Annotated in this window: 22 protein-coding genes; 5 read left to right on the top strand and 17 right to left on the bottom strand. The window is 39.8% G+C overall.

Annotated elements, in window-relative coordinates:
- Positions 1-41: 41 nt before the first annotated feature.
- A complete protein-coding gene (locus tag ACSLUH_RS00770) occupies positions 42-1,442 on the bottom strand; it encodes a coniferyl aldehyde dehydrogenase (protein ID WP_448563577.1) in 1,401 nt (466 codons plus the stop codon).
- A 258-nt stretch (positions 1,443-1,700) separates the two neighbouring features.
- Here ACSLUH_RS00770 and ACSLUH_RS00765 point away from each other — a divergent pair, with 258 nt between their 5' ends.
- Both ACSLUH_RS00765 and ACSLUH_RS00760 read left to right on the top strand, forming a co-directional pair.
- A complete protein-coding gene (locus tag ACSLUH_RS00765) occupies positions 1,701-1,946 on the top strand; it encodes a YfhL family 4Fe-4S dicluster ferredoxin (RefSeq protein WP_448563575.1) in 246 nt (81 codons plus the stop codon).
- 133 nt (positions 1,947-2,079) lie between these two features.
- The gene (locus ACSLUH_RS00760; protein ID WP_448563573.1) at positions 2,080-4,416 is read left to right on the top strand and encodes a PAS domain-containing protein; all 2,337 of its coding nucleotides are present in this window, start codon (positions 2,080-2,082) and stop codon (positions 4,414-4,416) included.
- Between the two features lie 69 nt (positions 4,417-4,485).
- Here the strand turns inward: ACSLUH_RS00760 and ACSLUH_RS00755 are convergent, their stop codons facing one another.
- The 4 genes from ACSLUH_RS00755 to rppH all read right to left on the bottom strand — a co-directional run bounded on the left by ACSLUH_RS00755 (position 4,486) and on the right by rppH (position 9,147).
- Positions 4,486-5,319: a thymidylate synthase gene (locus ACSLUH_RS00755; RefSeq protein WP_448563571.1), complete on the bottom strand. Its 834-nt coding sequence runs from the start codon at positions 5,317-5,319 to the stop codon at positions 4,486-4,488.
- Positions 5,320-5,399: 80 nt separating this feature from the next.
- Positions 5,400-6,194, bottom strand: a complete 795-nt coding sequence (locus ACSLUH_RS00750) for a sulfite exporter TauE/SafE family protein (RefSeq protein ID WP_448563569.1) — start codon at positions 6,192-6,194, stop codon at positions 5,400-5,402.
- 8 nt (positions 6,195-6,202) lie between these two features.
- Positions 6,203-8,479, bottom strand: a complete 2,277-nt coding sequence (gene ptsP, locus ACSLUH_RS00745; protein WP_448563567.1) for a phosphoenolpyruvate--protein phosphotransferase — start codon at positions 8,477-8,479, stop codon at positions 6,203-6,205.
- A gap of 161 nt (positions 8,480-8,640) precedes the next feature.
- Complete coding sequence (gene rppH / locus ACSLUH_RS00740) at positions 8,641-9,147, bottom strand: RNA pyrophosphohydrolase (protein WP_448563565.1); 507 nt, start codon at positions 9,145-9,147, stop codon at positions 8,641-8,643.
- 219 nt (positions 9,148-9,366) lie between these two features.
- On the opposite strand from rppH, the gene mutH reads away from it, so the two are divergent.
- Positions 9,367-10,044, top strand: a complete 678-nt coding sequence (gene mutH, locus ACSLUH_RS00735; RefSeq protein WP_448563563.1) for a DNA mismatch repair endonuclease MutH — start codon at positions 9,367-9,369, stop codon at positions 10,042-10,044.
- On the opposite strand, the gene ACSLUH_RS00730 is transcribed toward mutH, so the two are convergent.
- Positions 10,031-10,882 carry a D-hexose-6-phosphate mutarotase gene (locus tag ACSLUH_RS00730; RefSeq protein WP_448563561.1) on the bottom strand — a complete coding sequence of 284 codons (852 nt, stop codon included), beginning with the start codon at positions 10,880-10,882 and terminating at the stop codon, positions 10,031-10,033. The two genes, mutH and ACSLUH_RS00730, sit on opposite strands and share 14 nt — an antisense overlap.
- Positions 10,883-11,286: 404 nt before the next feature.
- Here ACSLUH_RS00730 and ACSLUH_RS00725 point away from each other — a divergent pair, with 404 nt between their 5' ends.
- Positions 11,287-13,302, top strand: coding sequence for a methyl-accepting chemotaxis protein (locus ACSLUH_RS00725; protein ID WP_448563559.1), 2,016 nt, complete (start codon positions 11,287-11,289; stop codon positions 13,300-13,302).
- A 179-nt stretch (positions 13,303-13,481) separates the two neighbouring features.
- Here ACSLUH_RS00725 and ACSLUH_RS00720 read toward each other — a convergent pair whose 3' ends face one another.
- The gene (locus tag ACSLUH_RS00720) at positions 13,482-14,738 is read right to left on the bottom strand and encodes an amidohydrolase family protein (protein ID WP_448563557.1); all 1,257 of its coding nucleotides are present in this window, start codon (positions 14,736-14,738) and stop codon (positions 13,482-13,484) included.
- A 13-nt stretch (positions 14,739-14,751) separates the two neighbouring features.
- Positions 14,752-16,134, bottom strand: coding sequence for an amidohydrolase (locus ACSLUH_RS00715; RefSeq protein WP_448563555.1), 1,383 nt, complete (start codon positions 16,132-16,134; stop codon positions 14,752-14,754).
- 212 nt (positions 16,135-16,346) lie between these two features.
- Here ACSLUH_RS00715 and ACSLUH_RS00710 point away from each other — a divergent pair, with 212 nt between their 5' ends.
- Complete coding sequence (locus ACSLUH_RS00710) at positions 16,347-17,057, top strand: SOS response-associated peptidase family protein (protein ID WP_448563553.1); 711 nt, start codon at positions 16,347-16,349, stop codon at positions 17,055-17,057.
- A 305-nt stretch (positions 17,058-17,362) separates the two neighbouring features.
- Here the strand turns inward: ACSLUH_RS00710 and msrQ are convergent, their stop codons facing one another.
- From msrQ to ACSLUH_RS00665, 9 genes are all read right to left on the bottom strand, one after another.
- Positions 17,363-17,965 (bottom strand): protein-methionine-sulfoxide reductase heme-binding subunit MsrQ, encoded by a 603-nt coding sequence (msrQ, locus tag ACSLUH_RS00705; RefSeq protein WP_448563551.1) that lies wholly within the window; start codon positions 17,963-17,965, stop codon positions 17,363-17,365.
- A complete protein-coding gene (gene msrP / locus ACSLUH_RS00700; protein WP_448563549.1) occupies positions 17,965-18,963 on the bottom strand; it encodes a protein-methionine-sulfoxide reductase catalytic subunit MsrP in 999 nt (332 codons plus the stop codon). Before msrP ends, msrQ begins: the two co-directional genes overlap by 1 nt.
- Before the next feature lie 84 nt (positions 18,964-19,047).
- Positions 19,048-19,419, bottom strand: coding sequence for a glutaredoxin family protein (locus ACSLUH_RS00695; protein ID WP_448563547.1), 372 nt, complete (start codon positions 19,417-19,419; stop codon positions 19,048-19,050).
- Between the two features lie 87 nt (positions 19,420-19,506).
- Positions 19,507-20,058: a DUF2058 domain-containing protein gene (locus ACSLUH_RS00690; RefSeq protein ID WP_448563545.1), complete on the bottom strand. Its 552-nt coding sequence runs from the start codon at positions 20,056-20,058 to the stop codon at positions 19,507-19,509.
- 402 nt (positions 20,059-20,460) lie between these two features.
- On the bottom strand, positions 20,461-21,096 hold the full coding sequence (locus tag ACSLUH_RS00685) for a nucleotidyltransferase family protein (protein WP_448563543.1): 636 nt from the start codon (positions 21,094-21,096) through the stop codon (positions 20,461-20,463).
- Positions 21,097-21,109: 13 nt separating this feature from the next.
- On the bottom strand, positions 21,110-22,090 hold the full coding sequence (locus tag ACSLUH_RS00680; protein WP_448563541.1) for an XdhC family protein: 981 nt from the start codon (positions 22,088-22,090) through the stop codon (positions 21,110-21,112).
- Between the two features lie 10 nt (positions 22,091-22,100).
- Positions 22,101-22,562 (bottom strand): Fe-S cluster assembly sulfur transfer protein SufU, encoded by a 462-nt coding sequence (gene sufU, locus ACSLUH_RS00675; RefSeq protein ID WP_448563539.1) that lies wholly within the window; start codon positions 22,560-22,562, stop codon positions 22,101-22,103.
- 9 nt (positions 22,563-22,571) lie between these two features.
- On the bottom strand, positions 22,572-23,822 hold the full coding sequence (locus ACSLUH_RS00670) for an aminotransferase class V-fold PLP-dependent enzyme (protein WP_448563537.1): 1,251 nt from the start codon (positions 23,820-23,822) through the stop codon (positions 22,572-22,574).
- A gap of 110 nt (positions 23,823-23,932) precedes the next feature.
- The gene (locus ACSLUH_RS00665) at positions 23,933-24,319 is read right to left on the bottom strand and encodes a hypothetical protein (protein ID WP_448563535.1); all 387 of its coding nucleotides are present in this window, start codon (positions 24,317-24,319) and stop codon (positions 23,933-23,935) included.
- Between the last annotated feature and the right edge of the window lie 92 nt (positions 24,320-24,411).

Raw genomic sequence — 24,411 nt, 5'->3', positions numbered from 1 at the left:
GCAACACTAGCCCGCTATTTTTCTCGCGGGCTAGTGTTGCTCTACCGAATAAATAATTTGTAAACTAACTTATGGACTATTTTCCCATAAGGTGGGAATAGCTGATTCGCGACACTAAATCGCCCACGTTTAAAGACTGATTTCGCATGTGAAAAAGCTTTAAAACCTTCTTCACCATGATAATTGCCCACCCCTGAAGCACCGATCCCTCCAAACGGCAAATCTTCAACACCAACGTGCACTGAAGCATCGTTAATACATACGCCACCCGAATGGGTGTTTTTCAAAATCAAACCTTGAGTCGCTTGATTAAAACTACAAATGTAAAGTGCTAAGGGTCTATCACCTCGGTTAATATAAGCGATGGCTTCTTCTAGCGAGTCATATTCAACAATCGGCAATAGTGGACCGAAAATTTCTTCTTGCATGACCTCCATATCGTCAGAAACATTAGTAAGTAATGTTAACGGTAATTGCCGAGTTTTCAGACATTGCTCGGAAGATGCCAGTGTGGTTACTTGCGCACCTTTTTTTTGGGCGTCATTTATCAACCGCATTAATCGTTGAAACTGAGCGTCGTTGACGACACTGGTATAATCAACGTTATTATCAATAGTTGGGAACATCGAAGTAAATAATCTTTGTAAGGCCTCAGTAAAAGCCTGTGATTTCCCTTTCGGTAAAAGCACATAATCTGGTGCGACACAGGTTTGCCCGCTATTAAGCGTTTTTCCCATAATCAATCGTTGTGCTGCAACCTTAATATCAATTTCATCATCAATGATCGCAGGTGACTTACCGCCAAGTTCAAGCGTCACTGGTACCAAGTTTTGTGAGGCCGCTTTCATAACAAGTTTACCGACGGCAGTTGAACCAGTGAAAAATAAATGGTCGAAAGGTAATGTTGAAAATTCAGCCGCGACTTTTGCGTCTCCTTCAACAATCGAGACATGCTTTTCATCAAAATAACGCGTGATTAAACTAGCAATTAAGGCGCTGGTTTTTGGGGTAAACTCCGACATTTTGATCATCGCTCGATTACCAGCTGCTAATGCGGCGGTTAACGGACCAAAAGCTAGAAATATCGGATAGTTCCACGGCACCATAATACCAATAACACCTTTAGGCTGATACTCAATAAAGGCACTGGCTGGTTGGAAAAGCATACCAACATGACGTTTTTCAGGTCTCATCCACTTTTTTAGCTGTTTAAGTGAATAATTAATGCCTTGCACCGTTGTTAAAATATCACCAATTCTTGAATCATCATGACTACGATTGCCAAAATCTTCACTCATTGCTGTGAGTAGTGCTTGCTGATTTTCCAGCACTAAGTTTTTAAGTTTTTCAAGGTGACGCACACGCGCATGATAATCTGGATAAGGACAAAGTTGATACGCTTGACGTTGTTGTTCTAATAAAAGTGTTAAATCCTGCTGCACGAGCTACCTCAATAAGCTATTTATTTTAATTATACCAATAGAAATAAATATTTAATTCAATTGGTAATAGACCTCACTTTAGGGTCTTTTAGATGTTGCGACGTTTGTTGGTTGAATGCAAGGCTTTTGTTTTTATGTGCAATTTACATAACAAAAGCGTCGCATTCCAGCACGGTATTTTAATCTAGATGGTAAAGGCTAATGTTTGATATAATCTACCTTCACTACATATCTATTGATTAGCTTACAGGTTGTATTATGGCATTAAAAATTTTAGATTCATGCATTAATTGCGATATGTGTGATCCAGAGTGCCCTAATAAAGCAATTTCGCTCGGTGAACATATTTATGAAATAGATGCGAGCAAGTGCACTGAATGTGTAGGCCACTACGATAAACCGACTTGCATCAGCGTATGCCCTATCGATTGTATAGAAAAAGACCCTGAACACCCAGAGTCAGAAGAGACCTTATACCAGAAGTTTTTATCTATGCATGGTTGATGCGTCTTGCCTAATGCCAATTCACTTATAGATTATTAGATATCTCTGTAGTTTATAGCGCCTTTTTATTTGCTAGTTTCATTTTTACTCATCTATATTTAGTTAACTTACTATGTTTAGATGGAATTAAACTTTGCCTAAATACAGCATAAATGAAGCACAGTTGAATGAGCGAATTAGAGCGCTAGAATATGAAGTAAAATACCTACGCTCAACTGAAAACCTTTATCAAAACCTATTTAACAACCTCATCGATGAGGTTCATATTTGGGAATTAATTCGGAACCAAGACAACTCAATTAAAACGTGGCGTTTAGTTGACGCTAATAGCGCAGCTTTGAAGGTTTGGGCCAAAGAAAAGCATGAAATCATTGGAAAAACCACTGATGAAATTTTCCCCAATGTCAACGCTACTCAAACCTTCAAACCCATTGTTGACAAAATTTTTACCGAAAATAAACCTTACATCTGGGAAAGTTACTTTGAAGGCACCCAACAAACGCTTTTTATGAAAAGCATTCCGATGGGCAACTACTTTATCAGTACAGGAGTTGATATATCTGAATTAAAAAAAACCCAAGCAGATTTAGATGAATCAAATTTGAGACTCAGGGAGTCGGTCAAAGCAGCAAACGTTGGGATTTTTGATTGGAACTTTTTAACCGACACCTTGTTTTGGGATGAACAAATGTATCATATTTATGGGCATCCCCCGAGCAAATCACTCAACACCGTTTCTTTATGGGAAAATGCACTGCACCCTGACGATAAAGAACAAGCGACTAAATCTTTAACAAAAGCAATCGCAACGGGCGAAAACTATGACATGGAATTTAGAATTATTCGTCCAAACGGCCAAGTTCGCTTTATTAAGGCTAATGCTACAATACTCAGTAATGAACAGGGAGAACCAACACGAATAGTCGGCACCAATTTGGATATTAGTAAAACAAAGCATTCAGAACTGTTAATTGAGTCCCTTAAAAAGCGTAATGAAGCACTACTTGACCATTCGCCTGTAAGCCACAAAATTATTGATTTAAAGAATAACTTAACATACATGAATAAAAATGGTTATCAAATGCTAAAGCTGCCTTTAGATAATAGCTGGAGCAACAAAGCTTTCCCGTTTGATTTTTTCCCTCGTACCTGTAAAGAACTGATCAACAAACAACTAAAATTAGTCAAAAGCAATAAAAAGCGTCTAACATTTGAAACACCAGCGTTAAACTTTATAGGAGAAGAAATCTGGCTACTACTGACTATTGAGCCTATTTTTAAAGAGGATGAATCACTTGACTTTATTTCAGTGGTTACTGCCGATATCACGGAGCGAAAACACCAAGAAAAACTTATTCTAAACACTCAAAAAGTAGCCCTAGCAGGGCAGTTATCCGCTGGCATCTGCCATGATTTGAATAACGTGTTGAATATTGTTTCTGGTAACGCTGAATTGCTAGAGCGATCCTTAGATAAATCCAAACAAAAAAATTATGCACAGAAAATTATGGAAGGTATCACCAGAGCCAAAAACGTCACTGACAGGTTATTAACGCTTGCCAGGCCAAAGTGTGAGAATGTTACTGAGTTTAATATCAATCACATAATCGAGAGTGAACTTAAGTTTTATCGTGAAGCTCTGCCAAATCATATTAAATTTGAATCTCATCTAAATATTGATGCAACAATTAAAGCGGATTTAAATACCTTTACAGACTCATTAATAAATTTGGTGGTAAACGCTCAAAAAGCGATAGAAGGCCATGGAAAAATAACCATTACAAACTCTCTGCACCATCAGTTTGATCCAAAGAGCGACTTTGTTTTCTGTCCACCTGAATACGCGATGCAATACTGTTGTGTTTCAGTAAAGGACAATGGCATAGGTATCGCCAGCGAATCGTTAGATAAAATATTTAATCCTTTCTATACCCAAAGGGAAGCATCTCAAGGTTCAGGGCTTGGATTATCGGTTGTTAGTGCTTTTGCTGTAAATAATCACTGTGGGTTAACGGTAAATTCAATTGTTGGACAAGGCTCTGAATTTCGATTGTGGCTACCAATCGTAAGTACATCTGCTAACACGATTGCAGCGAAAAACGTAACAAAAAACTATAACATCGCAAATAAAACCATCGTCTTAATTGATGATGAACTTGAACTATTAGACATCTTTAGCGAGTCACTGCAATTGCTTGGTGCTAACGTCATTAAGTTTGACAATCCCCTGCTAGCTAAACAATATATTTCTACACACTCATGCAAGATTGACATTTTACTGACCGATCAATCTTTAGGTGACAAAATAACTGGCAATGAAATCGTTGAATGGGTTAACCAACATTTTATAACCATATCTTGCTACATTTTGACGGGATACTCAGCGGATGAAAAGCTTAGCAACGTCAACGCAAAAATATTAGAAAAGCCTATTTCTATTGATAACCTTATTAAAGAACTCATTAACTAAAAATGCTAGATAAAAGAGCTCATTAGTTCAACCCGACAACAACTTATTTACAAGCAAAGCAATGCTCTTTTAAATAGCAACAGGTGCTTTAATATTAGGATGGGCATCGTAACCAATAACCTCAAAATCTTCGAACTTATAGTCATAAATTGACGCTGGTTTTCGATTAATCGCCAATTTTGGTAACCCTCTAGGCGCACGACTTAATTGCTCGTTAATTTGTTCCATGTGGTTTGAGTAGGCATGCAAGTCTCCAAAACTCACAATCACTTCGCCAGGCGCTAAATCACACTGCTGACATAACATATGAACAAGTAAAGATAAGCTTGCGATGTTGTACGGTAAACCAAGAAAAATATCTGAACTGCGGATATACAATTGGCCAGACAATTTACCATCAGCCACATAGAACTGATATAACAAATGACACGGTGGAAGTGCCATACGCCCTTGTTTGACGTTTTCTTGAGGGCTAATACTCTCGTCTGGCAAATACTCAACATTCCATCCATGAAACAAAATACGGCGGCTATTCGGGTTGTTTTTTAGCGTATCAACAACATAATCGATTTGGTTAATCTCACCACCATCTTTGGTTGGCCATGCTGTCCACTGCTTACCGTATATTGGTCCTAAATCGCCATTGTCTAATGCCCATTCGTCCCAAATACGAACACCGTTATCATTTAACCAATGGTTATTAGTATCGCCATTTAAAAACCAAATTAACTCATTGGCTATACTTTTAAAGTGCAGTTTTTTAGTGGTTAATAGTGGAAAGCCATCTTGTAAATTATGTCGTATTTGTCGACCAAATACTGAAACCGTACCTGTACCAGTTCGATCGCCTTTAGCCGTGCCATTAGACAACACGTCTTGGAGTAATTCTAAGTATGCTTTCATAGTTAACCTTTAAAGCCTTGGAGTATGGGTGATAATGATTTTATTTTGCCCTAAATTATGCCGAAATCAGTCAGTAATTGCTAACTGAAAATCATCTTTATTGCCACCAAAATGAGAAAGACAGCAAAGATTTTTTTTAGGGTATTTACGGGTAGCTTTGCCGCCCATTTTACCCCCAGAGGTGCAAACATTGAGGAAGTACTAATAAAACCAATTAATGCTGGCAAATAGATGTAACCCAAACTCCATTTAGGTAAATGCTCTTGATCGATCCCGGTAATAACAAAGCCAATTGCACCAAAGGTCGCGACAATAAAACCACAAGCGGTTGCCGTGCCGATAGCCTGTCGAATGGGCATTGAATAATACGTTAATACCGGCACTAATATCGCGCCGCCAGCAATTCCCATTAGGCTAGCTAATGTACCAGTCACTAAGCCAATCAACTCAATGATACTATCTTTAGGCAATGGTTTTACTTTTGACATTTTAATCGACATCAACATGTACGACGCTAATGCAATCACGGCAATGGCAAAAATTATCGTCAACGCTTCATTTGATAGGGTATCGGCAATATAAGCACCTATTAAACCACCAAGTGCTATGGTCGCCATTAGTTTTCTCGCGATACCCCATGGAATGTTATGATTTTTATGATGCGCCCAAGCCGCTGACGTCGAGGTGAACATAATAGAGGCTAAGGATGTGGCTAAGGCCATCGGCATCACAAGTTCAGATTGCACTCCGATGCTGGGCAGCAAATAAGCGAGAGCAGGGACAATGACTAAACCTCCACCTATCCCCAACAAACCAGCAAGAAAGCCAGCCACACAGCCAAGTAACATACAAAAGCCGATGGCACTAACAATCATAATTAACCTTAATTTCCGGCACGGACAAAACCACCTAACCCTAATTGTTCTAATTGCTCATTAACATAATTAACGACTTGCTTGGTATCGCTAAAACTCAACACGTGAGACAAAATAATTTTAGCTCGCTTTAATTCTACATGGCGGATCACCCACTTAATCCGCAAAATATTGTGTGGGTTCATACTTAACTTGTCATATCCCATTGCTAATAGTAGCAGAGCGCCAGCTGGTTCGCTTGCCAGTTCTCCACATAGGCTCAATGGAACTAAATGTTGATGAGCTTGCTGAGCAATAGCATTTAACGCCCTTAATACAGCGGGGTGATAGGAGCTATAAATACTTGCCACTCGCGCATTATTTCTATCAACCGCTAACAAGTATTGAGTTAAGTCATTACTACCGACAGAAAAGAAATCAACTTTATCGGCGAGATCACTGAGCATAAAAATAACGCTTGGCACTTCAATCATAATGCCTACTCGCGGACGCTTTAGTCCAGGTAAGCCTTGACTGGTAATTTCACTATTTAGTTCAAAGTAAGCTTGATTAATCAGTCGCTTAGCCTCATCAACCTCACTAACACTGGCTATCATGGGTAGCATAATTTCCAGATTATTATGACCAATATTCGCTCGCAACATTGCTCGAATTTGAACTAAGAATATTTCTGGATGATCTAAGGTAATTCGTATACCTCGCCAACCAAGAAAGGGATTATCTTCTAAAATAGGGAAATAAGGCAATGATTTATCACCACCGACATCCAACGTTCGCATGGTAACCGACTGCTTAGGAAAAGCCGACAAAACACTTTGATAAAGTTGAGTTTGTTCCGATTCAGATGGAAAACAGTTTCTATCCATAAATGGAATTTCTGTACGATATAAGCCGACACCAACAACGCCAGAATCTCGAGAGTGCTCGAACCCTTGAGTTAACCCTGCATTAAGTTGTATTTCTATCGCTTTACCATCTAGTGTAATTGATGGAAGCTCTTTAACTGTTTGCACTTGTTCAAATAACGCTTGCTCTTCGGCAATTAAGTGCTGATATTCTTTAACGATTGCATCACTGGGTGAAACAAATATTTCCCCACTATAGCCATCGACTATCGCTAACTGCTTATCCAGTCGTTTTATTGCAAGTTGTTCGACCCCCATTATTGCGGGTATCGCCAATGCCCGAGCAAGTATAGCCGCGTGTGAATTATTTGATCCCGTAAGCGAAACGATACCTTTTAAACCTTTATGCTGGTATTCAGCTACCATTGATGCAGTAACGTCATTAGCCAGTAATATAAATTCGCTTGGGGTATCCTGAGTGGGCGCATTCAATAATTGAAGATTAGATAATAGTCTATTCCCTAAATCTTTAATATCCGATGCCCTTTCACGCAAGTAGCTATCTTCAAGAGCTTCAAATTGAACGACATAATTTGATACCACGAGTTTTAGTGCACTCTCAGCAGTCCATTGTTCAGCTATTTTGCGCTTAATTTCACCACCAATATTCGCGTCATCGAGCAAGTGCTTATACATTTCAAAAATATCTAAGCTTTGATCGTTAATAATTTTGCCAAGTTGCGATGACATCTCGCTAAAATCAATCAGTGTTTGATTGACGGCTTTTTGATAACTTTCTTGTTCCGTTTCGATATCTTCACAATGGGTTAACTCAACACTGAAAAGATCAGTGACAACTTCAGCAAAAAACAGTGGCGCCATTGCCACGCCCGGTGCACCTGCTATGCCTAAAAACGGTTTTCCAGCTTGACCATAGGTTTTTAGTTGCGTGATCAAGGCATTATTTTCGACATTAGCTAATGAGGTTGCCAATTGCGCCGCTAACGTAACGAGAAATGCTTCTTCATTTTCACTGAAGTTTCGACTCGCTTTTTGCTGTATCGATATGACACCCAACACTTTGCGTTGATGGATGATTGGAGTGCCTAAAAACGCATTGAGCGCTTCTTCCTTTACCTCTGGTGCGTGCATAAAATGCGGGTGTTGTTGTGCATCAACAATATTGAGAGGCTCCTCTCTTTGACCAACCAGGCCAATTAAGCCCTCATTAAAAGCAATAGTTGTTCGACCAATAGAGTCTGGTGCTAAACCATCAGAAGCCATTAAGATGAAATGTTGTTGTTGATGCTCCGCCAAGTATATTGAGCAGCAATCCGTATTCATGGCCTGCTTCACCTGTGTGACCATGCGACAAAGTGCGCTATCAAGCTCAGTGTCTTGACTAAACTCTAATACAATTCGACGCAATGTAGTAAGCATACCACCTCATCAATAAACCATGTTATATGTGGCTAACATTTGAAGCCACAAACCATTTCGAAAAAAATCGCCTTTATATAAAACCCAAGTCGCAAAAAACTGCACCTTTAAAACACAATAGCTCACCTAAGGTGAGCTATTGAATTTCAACATAATAATAATCATTTTCGTCTTTTACGCTTTTCGGGTCGACTCAAAGACATCGTATGTGGGGCAAACTCTTTCATCACCTTGCGGTAAACTTCTCGCTTAAAAGAGACGACTTGTCTAACAGGATACCAGTAGCTTACCCAACGCCAATCATCAAATTCAGGATGATCTGAGTGGGCTAAATTCACCGCTGACTCTCCACCAGTTAATTTCAACAAAAACCATTTTTGTTTTTGCCCGATACAAACCGGCTTACTTTCATGTCTAATTAACCTTTTCGGTAATTTATAACGCAACCAATGCTTAGTCGACGCTATAATTTTGACATGCTCAGGCTTTAAACCAACCTCTTCCCGCAACTCTCGAAACATTGTCTGCTCAGCAGATTCGCCATTATCAACACCACCTTGCGGATATTGCCAAGAATGCTGACCAAATCGCCTAGCCCAAAATACCTGCCCCCTGTTATTGATTATTACTATGCCGACATTGGCTCGATAGCCTTCGGCATCTATCACAGGAACCTCTAATACATTTTATGTTATACAGTGATTCTTCCATAAAGCGTTGAATTGAGCAAATAAATATTATGTTAATAATCAGCTTGCTATCGAGCGAATAGCGCTTGATAAGTTTTACGCTAATAAATTAGCCTAGATATCACTTTGGCTCCTTTCAATAGATAAGGTAAACTTTGCGGCTAATCGTAAAAATAGCCGAAGAATCAAACGTTGAATATGAAAACTACCCCAGCGCCAACGTCAGAACAACAACTCTTAACAAGAGCGCAAGCGCTAGCGGGTAAAACGTTAGGAGAGATTGCACAAAGCGCTAACATAGCAGTCCCAAAAAACCTAACAAAAGAAAAAGGTTGGATAGGTTTGCTATTGGAACATGTGCTCGGCGCCACTGCTGGCTCTAGACCAGAGCCAGATTTTCCTGAGCTCGGAATTGAATTAAAATCTCTTCCAATTAATCGTCATGGTAAACCACTAGAGACCACTTTTGTTTGTGTCGCGCCGTTAACAGGGTTAACAGGCGTTGTTTGGCAAAATTGTCATTTGAAAAACAAATTAGCAAGAGTACTTTGGGTTCCTGTGGTGTCTGAACGAGAAATTCCCGTGGCAGAACGTATCGTCGCAACACCGTTTATTTGGTCGCCTGATGCTGAGGAAGAATCTCAATTGGCTCTCGATTGGCAAGAGCTTACCGATATGATTGTTTTAGGTAAAGTTGAGCAGATAAATGGTAAACATGGCGATGTATTACAATTACGTCCGAAAGCTGCAAACGCCGCGCAGAAAACCAAAGCTTTTAACCACAAAGGCGAACCTTTTATGACCTTACCTCGTGGTTTTTACTTAAAAACAGCTTTTACCCATCGCTTAATTAAAAAACACCTTAGAGTCGATTAACAGTCACCTTTTGAGAGACTTCGATAGTTTGTCCGCTTTTAACCGTTTGCATTTTGACATTGGCGGCCTCTAAGCAGACATATTCCTTTTCTCCAGAAGGATGAATATCACTCATGTTATCTGCTAACGTTTTTCCTGGATTCCAAATCACCCATTGATGGCAATTGGTCGATTCGACTGTGATTTTTCTTTGCCATAACTCATCTTCGATGGTTTGCCTATCATTATTGTAATAGATACGATCCAATGGGCCTTTACAATTTTTTAAGGGCGCGGCTTGGTGCTTTTCACCGGTAATTTTGTCGTCGTAATCGCTTGTATTTAAACCAGCTACCCTAACCTTTTCTGGATCACTGACCCGAAAGTAACTATGAAATGCATGACCAAATTGAAAATCACTATCGGATAAGTTTTCTATAAGCATCTGCTGAGAAAATACTTCTGAGAAAGAGATTATTTGCGTTAGTTTGAATGCATAAGGCCATACAGGTGATTGGTGCTGACCAGACAATTCTAACGCTACAATCACTCCCTGAGCGTCAATCTGAATATCGCAAACCTGCCATGATTGTAGACGAGCAAAACCATGATTACGCTCATTCAAATAAGAACCGAACCATGGCCAACAAATCGGAATTCCTCCTCGAATGGCACCGCCACTTTGATAGCTTGCTTTTTTACTTAACCAAAATACCGCTTGCCCCCCTTTTGGCTGCCAGTGCAACACTTGACCACCATATAGACTAATTTCAGCTTCACAGTTTGAATGTATGATCTTAACGATATCAATACCCGAACGGGATTTATCTATGCTAACACTACCAAACTCATTGTTCATGCGATATAACTTCAAAACGAACCATCAATAATCAAGTAGTTTATATAAGCTTGTATGTGAAGAATAGCATGAAAGTATTTAGACTAACTTTCAAACATTTGCTAAGTTGACTTTAACGACTTAGAAACTGCCTTATTTTGTCTTAGAAATTTAATATACCGTTAGCGCTATGATCTTTAAGCAATTTGAGTTGATGCAGACAAAATAAAAACACCATATACTGTATACACAAAGAGGTCTGATGAGATCAATAAGCAAAACGGCGCTAACCAGTTAAATAGAAATAACTAAATTAGCGGTACACATTAGTTAATGCTTTGGTTACATTAGAAAAGAAACAACCCGAAGGATTGAGAACTAGCATGAAAGCTACACAATAAAACAAACCAATTAATGAGGTAACAATGGGTTTTATTCAACAAAGTTTAGTTCGACAATTATTATTTGGTGTAATAATAGCATTATTAGCCATATCAACCATTTCAGCGTTTATTCAAATATCAAAAGTTAAGCAACAAACGCAGTCAGCTACCGATAATGAAGTCAATAGAATCTTATTACAACTATCCGATAAATTAACCCAACTACTCACCTCACGAAATAATCAGCTAGATGCAATATTTACTCATCCAGGTACCTTAGCTGGTGTCGAATCAATACAAGTTCGAGGCTTACAGCCATCAGAGCTCCCAGAATGGAAAAAAACCACCGATTATTTTAACCAAGTAATGAAGTTAGACCCAACCGTCGTTGAAGTGTTTATTACTACCACATCTACATGGGAATACTTTTCATCGAAAGGTAAAAATTCAGATCCTGATTACTACATCAACAAGCGTCCTTTTTGGCAGGAATTTCTTAGCCAAATGAACCACTATGTAAACGATCCCTATCGGGATCAAGACGGTAATATACTGATGACCTTCCGTACCCCGCTTTTCAATGAGCAAGGAAAGCTTATCGGTACCGGTGGACTCGATCTTAATTTGGAGCAAGTAAATAATGAGCTAGCCGACATTTCGAGTCGCTTTTCAGGTTTAAAAGTGTTTGTAATTAGTGATACCGGCACAATGGTAAGCTTCCCTAGCATGTCAGATCAAATGTTAAAAAAAGGCGTTGAAGAGTTGGCCGCGACTGATATAGATAAGGTTTACAATGACTTTCAAGCTCAAGGGTTTGCGACCTTATGGAACAATTACACCAATCATCAACAAAGTGAGCACAATGTGGTATGGCAGGGGCAAGAGTATCGAGCATTCATTAAGCCTTTCGATCAAGATGTACCAGAAGTTCATTGGAACATTGCAGTGATGTTGCCAGAAGAATCAATTAATGAACCATTTGTGCAAGCGGTTTACAATAATATTGTTTCAATTACGATATTTATGATCGCATTATCGATATCACTGTGGTGGATCGCAAGGCGTCAACTTAAGCCTATCCAAGATCTTCAAAAAGCGATGGCAGACATCAGTGAAGGCTCTGCAGACCTAACCCAACGCATCAATATCAGACGAGAAGATGAAATCGGTCAATTATCAAAAGGCTTCAATGTCTTTGTTGAAAAAATTCAACAGTTAGTTAAACAGTCAGACAACCTCGCAGTACAATTTAAACATGATGCAGAAACGGCATTAAGCACCACTAATGAGGCTAGGCTATTCATTGAAGACCAAAAGCAACAATTGGACATGGTGTCTGCTGCGTCTGTTGAAATGCATCAAACTTCAGAGCATGTTGCTGAACGCGCGGAAGATATATCAGCGATTGCCAGCCAATCAAAAAGCAGCCTAGAACAAGGGGTTGCGATGGTTAATCAAGCGACAACCAAAATTAATGATTTAGCTGAACATACCGAAACCGCCGCTGATGTAGTTAATCAGCTCGCTGATGAAACTAAAAGTATTGGTGATGTAGTGGAGGTCATTCGTTCAATTGCAGATCAAACGAATTTACTTGCCCTCAATGCCGCGATAGAAGCCGCAAGAGCTGGCGAGCAAGGTCGTGGCTTTGCTGTTGTCGCCGATGAAGTTAGAGGGCTAGCGTCAAGAACTCAAGAGTCGACGGGGCATATTCAAGAGATCGTTGCCAGTTTGCAAGCGGCTGCAAATAACGCCAGTGGCGTCATGGCGTCGAGTCAACAAGAAGCCATTGAAAGTAAATCTTACACCGAACAAATCAACAGTACTTTTGATAATATGCTTAACGCACTAACTCAACTCGATGAACATATGTCTGATATTGCCTCTACCGTCACAGAGCAATCGATCACCGCAGGGCAAATGAATGAGTCAATCGTTGGTATCGATCAGCTGGCTTCAAACACAGTAGAGCAAGCCAATAAACTGACCGAGCAAGTTATGGTTACTGAGAAACGCTCGGAAGAACTGCTCAATAATTTGCACAAATTTAAATTCTAACCACTACCTGACAAGTTAGCATGTGTAATGTTAATTGCATTAATTAGAATATAAAAAAAGGCCGTTAATGGTAAAACATTAACGGCCTTTTTTTATTCGCTTTAAATTAAAACCTAATACTGTTTATATCATCTTTAAGTAAACAATTTGCTTTTAATTTAATACGGCATGATAAAACGCTATTTTATATAAGCCCTAGGTAAAGTAGATTGAGCCATATAACGCTCCCTCAGTTTATCCTGTCTGCTTTGCGTGCTTGTCTCTTCACCAGAAATCCAAAGCTTTTCAACTTTAGAACTTAACTCGAATGGATCATCACTCCACAGGACAATATCGGCATCTTTCCCTGCGACAATTTGACCTGCATTTAATCCAAACACCTCTGCGACATTTGCGGTAATTGCTGCGATTGCTGAGTCTTTATCGAGACCATTCGCTACGGCAATACCTGCATTAAAGCGAAGTTGATATAAATTGTGTGTATCACCACTTACCGATAAAATTAATTTTACGCCTGCGGCTTTAAGCTTAGACGCATTCTCTAATGAGTTGTGAAGCGAGTCAAAACTGCTAGGCAAATTGCCCACAGCATTTATTAGCACTGGGATCTCCGCTTTAGCTAATTCTTCTGCTACCAATACCGCATCCGCTGCACCAGAAATGACAACATCAATACCAAAGGTTTGCTTCAATTTGATTAACGCCAATAAATCTGTCGCTCGTTGCGCATAAGCGAGTAATGGTTTTTCTCCGCTTAACAAGGCATTAATCAGCTTTTCATCGCGTTTAGGATCATCTGCTTTTTTATCATCTTTATCAGTGCTTTTTTCTTTGGCTTTTGCTAATTTCTTTTGTGCATCTTCGAATTTTTCAAAAAGTTGCTGTAATTCATGTGCGCGAGAGCCTTTACTTTTGGCTCCTAAGTCAATAACAATTGCCGCAGACTCTTTTACCACACTATCAAAGTCACCTGACAAGTCGGCAACAAAAGCTTGTCCTTTGAACATGTCATCGCCACCGCCAGGTACCGTTAAGTTTTTAGTAATACCGCCTTTTCGTGTATAAGGAATTAACGTCGATTTGGGATTAAACGCTAGACTTGGATCAAAGGTAATGTCAGCTTTTTTCTCAGAAGCGTCACGAGTTCGAGAAACCGCCCCTACTTCAACCAAACCAAGCTGGTTAACGGTACCAATAAAACCTGGTGTAACGATCTTACCTTGCCCATCAATAATTTCATCAGCAGTAATTTGGTCTGGATTTATCGCGGTAATTTTTCCATTGTCAAAGACAACTGTAGCTTGCGTTAACACGCCTTGCTCTGAGGCGGTATAAATTGTTGCATTCGTTATGGCTACTGATTTGGCCCATCCCGCAAACGACGTTGCTAATGCCAGAGCAACAAGTGATGATTTAAATAGTTTATTTTTACTCATTATTATTGCCCCCTTATTGTTGACCTAACATAAAATCACTTTGTGCTTGATAACGCTCATCAAAGCGATCATACACTTTGGCACCGTCAACAAATACTTGCTCAGCTTGCGCATATACACTAAATGGGTTTTGATTCCAAATGACAACGTCTGCTCTTTTACCATTTTCTAAACTACCGGTTTGATCATCGATACCTAGCGATTTTGCCGCATTAACGGTAATCCAACGTATTGCATGTTCTGGTTTTATATCAAAACCAACTTCGTTGGCCCGGTACATAATTTTACCTGCTTCTTGGTTTAGACGTTGAATTGTCGTCGCCGAGTCTGAATGCACAACAGCACAAGAGTTCTTCATTGCATCAACAATAGCGACATTTTCTTGAACCATGTCATAAGCTTCCATTTTAAAGCCCCACCAATCTGGCCACATTGCTGCGCAATTACCATTTTCAGCAAGTTTATCTGCTATTTTGTATGCTTCAATCGCGTGGTGAAAAGTACCCGAGTGATAGTTAAACTCTTTACCCAAGTCTATCATCATTGCCATTTCTTCAGCTTTATAACAATGATTGTGAATTAATATTTCACCATCTAAAACCCCTTTCAAGGTATCCAACTCAATATCCCGTTTGGGCACTTCAGGGTTTTTACCTTGTGCATAATCGGTTTCATATTTGTCCCAAGCTCGCTTATACTCAGTCGCTTCAGCCCATGCCATCCGATAACCTGCAACATTACCCATACGTGTTGAAGGTGAAACCTTTTTGCCCCCATAAACACGTTTAGGGTTTTCTCCACATGCCATTTTCAAACCGTAAGGTGCGTCGGGAAATTTCATTCCCTGCATGGTATGGCTTGGGACATTTCTTAATGTTACACCGCGACCACCAAATAAATTTGCTGAACCGGGTAGTATCTGCATAGTGGTGACACCACCTGCTCGCGCGGTTTGAAACCCAGGGTCCTGTGGCCAAATGCTATGTTCAGACCATACTTCAGAAGTATTCGGTTGAGTCGCTTCGTTGCCATCAGAATGTGATTCAGCTGATGGACTTGGATACACACCTAGATGTGAGTGAACATCAATAACGCCAGGAGTCACCCATTTGCCCTTAGCATCAATGACCGATGCACTCGCGGCATTTAAATTAGTGCCAATCTGAGTGATTTTACCGTTATCCATTAAGACATCAGCATTTTCTAATCGCTCACCATTACCGGTTAGTACTGTGGCATTTTTAATTAACGTTAACGTTGAGGCTACCGGTTGATAGGTGCTTGGGTAAGGGTTTTTATTCAAGGTGACTTTGGGATCTTGTTGTTCAGATTGCATACATCCTGTTAATGCAACTGTGACAGCAGCCACCACTAGTGATGGTATAAAGTTTTTCATGAGACAATTCCTGAATGACTTTTGCAAATGGTGAATGTCCATTTTGCTGGTATTTATTATTGTATTAGGTCTATTATTCTATTTGTTGCATGACCAACCACTTACATTATTACGAAACCCTATAACGAGCAACCCGAAATAATTTCTAACGCTTGTTTCTGCGGTCAATCAACAAGGAATTACGGTAAATAACCATAATAAGATGGCGACGTATGTGCGGAAGACTAAATATTATTGATGATCCTTTTGTTATTGCCTTGTTGCAAGAACTTCACGTAAAACCAATAGCGCCGTTAAACACAGGAAAGTTAATTCGTCCGACTGAAACCATTTCGATAATAAGAGAACAAAATAGTGAGCGAACACTTGAAGATGCTATTTGGTGGTTATTACTTGAAAACAACGAAGCAGGCTTATTAAAACCCTCTCGCTTTACCAGTTTTAATACGCGTTCAGATAAGCTTTTACAACCAAACACTGCCGGGTATCACGCCTTTAAACATCAACGTTGTATCATTGTTGCCTCAGGTTTCGGCGAAACATTAAATCAAACCTTGGATAACGGTAAGCGTACCAAACGATTTTTCAATTTTTATCCCATAGATAATGCCTTGGTATTTGCAGGGTTATATCGTCAATGGCTTGACCAGAAGACGGGTAAACCAATGTTATCAACGTCGATTATTACTAAACCTCCCCATCCTAAAATGATGCTTTTTCATACCAAAGCAAGTCCTTTTATTTTAAACCAAACGGACAATAGTATTAGTCGTTGGCTTGATCCACAAACCGATTTAACCGAGCTAACGCCTTTACTAGAGCCATTCATCCCTCAAGATTTATCCGTCGCTGAAATAGCCAAACCAAACAACTTAACGCCGATTGATGAAGCCCAATTGCTGGTACGTGATATGGTCGTATAGCCAGATAAACACAACCTAGGGTCTGTTGATCTTTGTTTAAAGTTTATGCTGAGTATTAAAATGACGGTAATCAAGGCAAAAACGATGAAGTATAGTGAACTAAACGATAAGTTTTTAACGAAGAGTAACGTCATTTTAGCCTCAGCCCCAAGACCTTTACGAAAGGGGCAATGGCTATTTTTAATACGATCGGCATTAGCATTCGCTCATTTGGAATAACCAAACATCGCTCACGCTGCTTTGCTATTTTCAAAAACACCCTATTGCAGAAAAAATAAACAAAGGTTAACAGACCCTAATGCCATTCATCGAAAATAACGCTTTAATTTTCGTTTACGAAACCACAACAGCCAAACAGTGATTACTGCATATATTATAGGCTCTGTTAAATCGAGTTTAACAGACATGGCAAAGTGCACTATCGCTAAAAGGCTGGCAAGATATACCCAGTTGTGTAACAGCTGCCACCCCTTACCCATCTTACGCTTAATCATACTAATAGAAGTCACTGCTAGTGTCAGCAAGATAAAAAAAGACAACATTCCGAGAGTAATATAAGGTCGTTTTACTATTTCACTGATGATCATTCGCCAGTCGAACTGTAGTTCAAAAGCAATAAAATTGAGTAAATGTACCGCGGCATATACAAATGCATAGAGACCGACTAAACGCCTAAATTTGGCAAGGTCTGGTTGCTTTAATAAGGAAATGGCAGGCGAAATTGCCAACGACAATAGTAATAAATTAAGGGCTCCAATACCGGTAAAGTGTAATAAAGACTCAACAGGATCTGCACCTAAGCGATCGTCAATTGCCAACCAATACTGTGATAACAACCAACCTAAACACAAGAGATGAATAAGTGTTTTTGTCAGGATAATTGCCAGAGATTGCCTTCTCATTGACATTAATAATTAACCTTTAAGTCTATACCTTTATATAGGTGAGCAACTTGTTCAGCATAACCATTAAAAAGCTCTGTTTTAATACGGTTTCTCGCTAATAAACCACCAGTAGTAATGCGGCGTTCACTCGCCTGGCTCCAACGCGGATGAGCAACATTGGGATTAACATTGGCATAAAAACCATATTCATTAGGAGCTAATTGATTCCATGTTGTTTCAGGTTTATTAGACTGTAAGCGGATCTTAACTATCGATTTGATACTTTTAAAACCATATTTCCATGGCACGACCAATCTAATAGGTGCGCCATTTTGTGGCGGTAATGTTTGTCCGTATAAACCAACAGCTAACAATGTTAGTGGATGTTGTGCTTCTGCTATCGTTAACCCCTCTTTGTAGGGGTAATCAATACCACCACCAAGGTATGCATTGGCTTGTCCAGGCATTTGCTGTGGGTCATATAAGGTTTCAAATGCGACATACTTTGCCCCCGAGAGTGGCTTAACTTGCTTCAGTATATCGTGCAAAGGAAAACCAACCCACGGAATCACCATTGACCATGCTTCAACACAGCGCAATCGATAAATACGCTCCTCTAATGAGAAGCGCTTTAATAGATCATCATAGTCTAAGGTTACTGGTCGCTCTACTTCACCTTCAATGCGAAGTTGCCAAGAGTTAACTTTGAATTCTTGGGCATTTTCTATCGGGTCGCTTTTGCTAGTGCCAAACTCATAGAAGTTGTTATGACTGATAACTTTTGATCTTGGTGTTAGCACTTGTTGATCAGCGTCTGCGTTTTTATAGCGTAAATCGCTTACCTGAAATGTCGCTTTAGTGTCTGTAGAAAACCAATCTATTGCATTAGCAGGTTGACTTAATAAAGCGCCGGCACCGAAAAAACCAAGCTGCTTTAATAATGCTCGACGCTGCAGATAGACTTGCTGATCAGTCACATCTTGTTCTGACAATTGCCAACATGGTTTATTCTTTATTAGCATCAGGGCTCCTTTTAGCAACACGCTCTAGATAAACAGACCCGACAATTGACCAATTTATTTTTAGCCAATAAAGAAATTGTTAACTTATCTGCTAATCGGCGCGAGGCTTCTTAGGTAGTTAACAATGTCAGTTGACTCATAAAGCCAAGTTACGCTGTCGTGTTTATCATCTATACGTAGGCATGGAACTTTACGTTTACCTCCCTGAGCAATTAATTCGGCTTGGTAATTTTCTTGCTCATTGATATTCCGTAACTGGATATTAAAACCTTGACGACGCATTTCACGTCGAACCTTGACACAAAATGGACAGGCCGGAAGCTGATAAAGGGCTAAATGAGCAACCTTTTCATCACGTAGTTGTTGTTGACTGCTATCTAACTTAGGCTTTTTAGGGGAAAAAATAAAATCTAACAATAAAATAATACGGCCAATAAACCAACGAAGGTGTTTCATCAATACTCTCTAATTAAGGTAATATACAAAGGGAAGCTACTGATATCATTGCATATCAGTAGCTTATGATTAGCTTGGGCCAGTCGATCACCACATTAAATCATCAGGGATCTGATACTGTGCGTAAGGATCGTCTTCATCGGCAGCATCGTCTTCAACTCTATCGTTTTTCACTAACAAAACTTCTGGGGCCAAACTCGCTACTTTATCAGCAGTTTCACTGGTAACAAGGTAAGTTGTCTCATCTAGACCACATAATGCTAATCTTCCATCAACTAATGCTTTGTGGGTTTTCTCATCAAGCTCAAGCTTTTTAATAACACCATTAAAGCTATAGTTATAAACGGCGTCACCTTGCTCTGGCGTGATGTGGTGGCTATTAAGAATTTGCAAGATGCGATGATGAAGCTCTTTTTCTGCGAGCTGCTTTTTCCTTTCCTCGTTTAAGGCTTTATCTTTGCTTAACTTCTCTTGTTTAGCTTTCTCCAAATCTTGTTTTATCTGTTCTTGCAAACTAGCGTCAACCTGCGCACCACTTCTTTTTTGCTTATTTTTTCTCCGTTGATCGGTGTTCGCTTGTCGTGCTTTTTGTTTAGTTGTCAGCCCAGCTTTCAATAATTGCTCTTGCAACGATGCCATAAGTTTCAACTCATCTAATATTAATTAACCACTCATAACGACTATTTTAACAAGTTAGCATCAAGATTGAACAGTACTTATTAAAGCGTGTTGATCTTTCATCTTTAATTTTTGTTCGAATTAAATGTGTTTTGACCACGACGCAAGAAATGTAGCATAGTTATTCTATGTAAAACCCTTGTACAGCTTCCACGTCCTGCTCAAGCTAAGTACCTACGTCCTTTAGGCAACAAAGGACAAAGCACATTTAAACGAATCCATAGGACAGCATTTAGTCACTATTTCTACTGTGTTATCGTCAATTCGAATGGAATAACTATGAAACATTGACTCTGTCTTGTATAAATGGCGTCTAAATCGCTGCAAAAACAAAACAGCAAAGTTCAACACGCTCTAGTTATTCTAATGAGGAAATTTAACCCGCATTAACGCCAGTTGCTGCTGAGTGTCCAAATCAGTAAACGCTTCAGGCAGAAAGTAAGGCAAAGCCAAGGATAAATTATCACTAATGACTCGTTTGGCACCACTGCCACTACTTAGCTGATTTAAGGTAGGAAAAAGGGATTTAGGAAAGGAAACTGGCGGTCCAATAGTGCTTAACTGAGATTTCGAAATTTGCGGATCAATGTCAAGCTGACTTGCAACAACAATATGGTTAGGATTGGCCAAACTAAACGCTAAAAAACCTTTTAAACACGATTTATCTAACAACCATTGGTCTGCCAAAACATAAATTAACTGTTCGATACTTCCATTAGGGCTAGCTGTAACATTAACACTTGCGGCTTTAATTGAACTTGCTAATCCTTGTGACCATTGACGATTTTCAATAATAGTAATGGGTAGTGATGAGAGCTCTTTTGCTACGCTTTCGCTCTGAAAACCGGTAACACAGTAGACCGGGTATTGAAATGACGACACCAGCTGACATTGTCGCCGGATCATACTCTCCCCTTCTATTTCCACCATGAGCTTATTCTGCCCTAATCGACTTGAGCAACCCGCAGCAAGAATAACAATAGCTAATCGATGATTCATATTCGATCTTTTATCAAGTGGACTGACGACGTTGCGAGAAATGCTGTTGAATCTCCGCGGTTATTGATAAAGCAATCGCTTGAGGTCCTCGACCACCAAGTGCGAGCCCTACTGGCCCATATATTCGTCCTTGAATGTCACCCTCGGTTAAATTAAGTGGAGCGATTAACTTATTGCGCCTCCCTTTAGGGCCAAGAAGACCAATGTAAGATAAAGAGGAGTGCCAGGCCATAGTTAAGATATCTTGATCAAAAGCCAAATTGTGCGTCATGATAACGACGCCATCATGTTGAGCAAAATCGTCACTTCTAATTGCTTCTGCTCTGACCTTTCGTCGTTGTTGACAGGTATCAAAACAAGTTTGCGCTAAATAGGTTGGACGGTGATCCCAAAGCGATACTTGCCAGCCTTGCAATGAAAGCATATTTACTAAAGGCTCTGCATCGGGGCCCGCCCCACAAACAACAATTGAAAGTGGTGGTGTTATAGGCACAATAAGAGTTTGAGTACTATTATCATCATCGGCTAACTGGGCAATAAAGTTGTCAACATCTGTTTCAGTGAGACAAAACTCTGCTTGAGCAATTGCATCATCAGCAATAAGTTGACAATAGAAGCCGCCCTCTCGATTGATGACGCTGTCGAGCATTTTATCGAAGCCCAAAAAACTGTTGGCCGGATTAATTGATGTTAGAATAATTTCAATAGCCCCATCACACCCTAACCCTAATCCCCACAGCAACGCCTCATCAGACATTAAATCGTAACGTAATAGTTTACTTTTGGATGAATCAAATAGCGCTTGGGCATGATGACAGATGTCAGCCTCTAAACAACCACCACTCAATAAGCCAATACAATCTCCCGCTTGAGTGATTAACATCATCGCCCCCGTTTTATAATACGTAGAGCCCTCTGTCGCAGATATCGTCGCCAATACATAATGACGTTGGCGGTCAAATTTTCGGTAAAAATTTACCCAGTTCTCTTGCATCCTTTATCTCTTATAAACTTTGCCCTTGCTTTAAAGCTAACGCAAAAGTTTGCCAAGGTAAAATAGCGCATTGTTTACGCACCGGAAATTTTTGTACGGCAAAGATAGGGTGTAGGTTTGGATACAAGGCAATATCCGTTTGATGGGAATGGCTTAGGCTTTGAATCAAGAGTTCTGCCAACTCTATAGCTCGGCTAACGTTTTTACCTTCAACACTTTGACACATTATCGATGCCGAAGCTCGGCAAATTGCGCAACTATCACCACAAAAAGCAATGTGCACAATGTCATCTTCATGACGATGGATCTGTACAACAATTTCATCACCGCAAGCGGCATTAATACCATCGGCGCTGTGCGTTATGGTGATAGCTTTATTAAAACCTACCGGCTGCTTATGATGTTCCAGTAATGCTTGTTGATACAATGACTGATTAGAAAAATCGATAATCGGTTTAAACTCTGCACTCACGCTAACACCTTATTGATCAATCGCCATCAAAAGATGGGTATGACTTAACCCATTGACGAGCCTATCTACATCTGAATAACTATTATAGATCCCCAACGACGCCCTAACACTGGCATTTTTAGCCAATAGTTGATGTAAAGGCTGCGCACAGTGGTGACCAGCCCTAACGGCAACATTTTCGCTATCAAGCATACTGGCGACATCATGGCAATGGACGCCACGCAATTGAAAGCTAAATAAATAAGGGCTAGTAGCAACCTCATTTATCGTGCCATCAAAACTCTTGCCAATCAATGGTTGAACAAAGTCTAGTTCCGCCAAACTTTTTTGCATATAGCGACTAAGGTTATCTAGATATTGGTTGATGTCTTTCCAAGAAATATCTTCCAAATAATCTAACGCTTCAACCAAGCCAACAATACTGGCGACATTATGAGAACCGGCTTCAAATTTTAGCGGGCCTGAAAGATATCGACTTTGGGCAAAGGTTACATCCTCGATGACACCGCCCCCCACTTGGTAGGGTTCCATTTGCTCGATTAATTGAGCTCGACAATAAAGTACGCCACATCCGGTGGGTCCATAAAGCTTATGTCCAGAAAAAGCATAGAAGTCACAATCAATATCTTCGACATCGACCATACCATGACAAACGGCTTGTGCACCATCGACGATCGATGGTATGCCTTTTTGCCTCGCGAACTGACAAATTTTCTTTACTGGATTAAACTTGCCAATTACGTTTGAACTATGGCAAACCGCAATAGCGACGGTATTGTGATCGACTTGTTCGACCAAATTAGCGAAATCGATTACCCCACGCTCATCGAGCTTAACCACCCGAAGCTCTGCATTTACCTGATGACACAATCTTTGCCATGGTAATAAATTAGCATGATGCTCTGCAGCACTGATAACAATGTTAGCATCCGGCGACATTTTCTGAGCAATATAACTAGACGCTACTAAATTGAGACTTTCAGTGGTGCCTGTAGTAAAGATAATACTTTCTGGAGAACTAGCATGTAAAAAGTCAGCAACCCGTTGTCGCGCTGTTTCTACGCGTTCAGTAACACTTGCACTTAATTGGTACAATCCTTTATGACTGTTGGCGTGACAATAGCATTGATAATGATACATAGCATCAGCAACGTGCTTAGGTGTTAAACACGTTGCCGCACTATCAAGGTAAGACAAATCTGGGTGCGCGTGAGAGAAAAAAATAGGGAAATCGCGCTTCCAAGGGCTAAATATCGACATAAATTGAATAAACTTTGGTTACATAGCGTTAATTTACAATAGCAATTGAAAATGTAACCAACAACTTAACAAGTGTAACGCTTTATTAAGTTTAAAATGTTTCGATATAATTACTTCACTAATCGAATTATGCTATCGCTTGATGAATCTTGATTTTCACTTTTCTCAGCCTCGACACTGATGTTGTCTTCTGTTCGAGTTAATAAGTCAATATGCGCGTCACGAGTCACCGATTTACCATTGTGATAACGATGATAAGAAAAACCTTTTAATCCAAGCTTTTTCGAAAACTTTAGAAATGTCATAAAGTCTTCTTTTGTAAAACTTTCTTCATCCTTAGCAAGCAGACCATCAATATACATATTGTCGCCATTAATATTGCAGTTAGCGATGGCACTGTAGGGTTCACCATACTCATCAACTTTTAGCGCTCGAACCATTTTCAATTCGAAGATCCAATTGTCGATCTGTACGTAACGAGGCGTTGTTTTTTTCATTTTTGTCTCTTTCATACACGCTTGGTAACTAAATAAAGCAATGTGTTGAATTTATATATTTTACTACGATTATGTAACAAAACTTGATCACT

The organism is Thalassotalea ganghwensis (genome assembly GCF_053485795.1).
The sequence above is the reverse complement of the archived record's forward strand: the minus strand, read 5'-3'. Positions and strand labels throughout refer to the sequence as shown.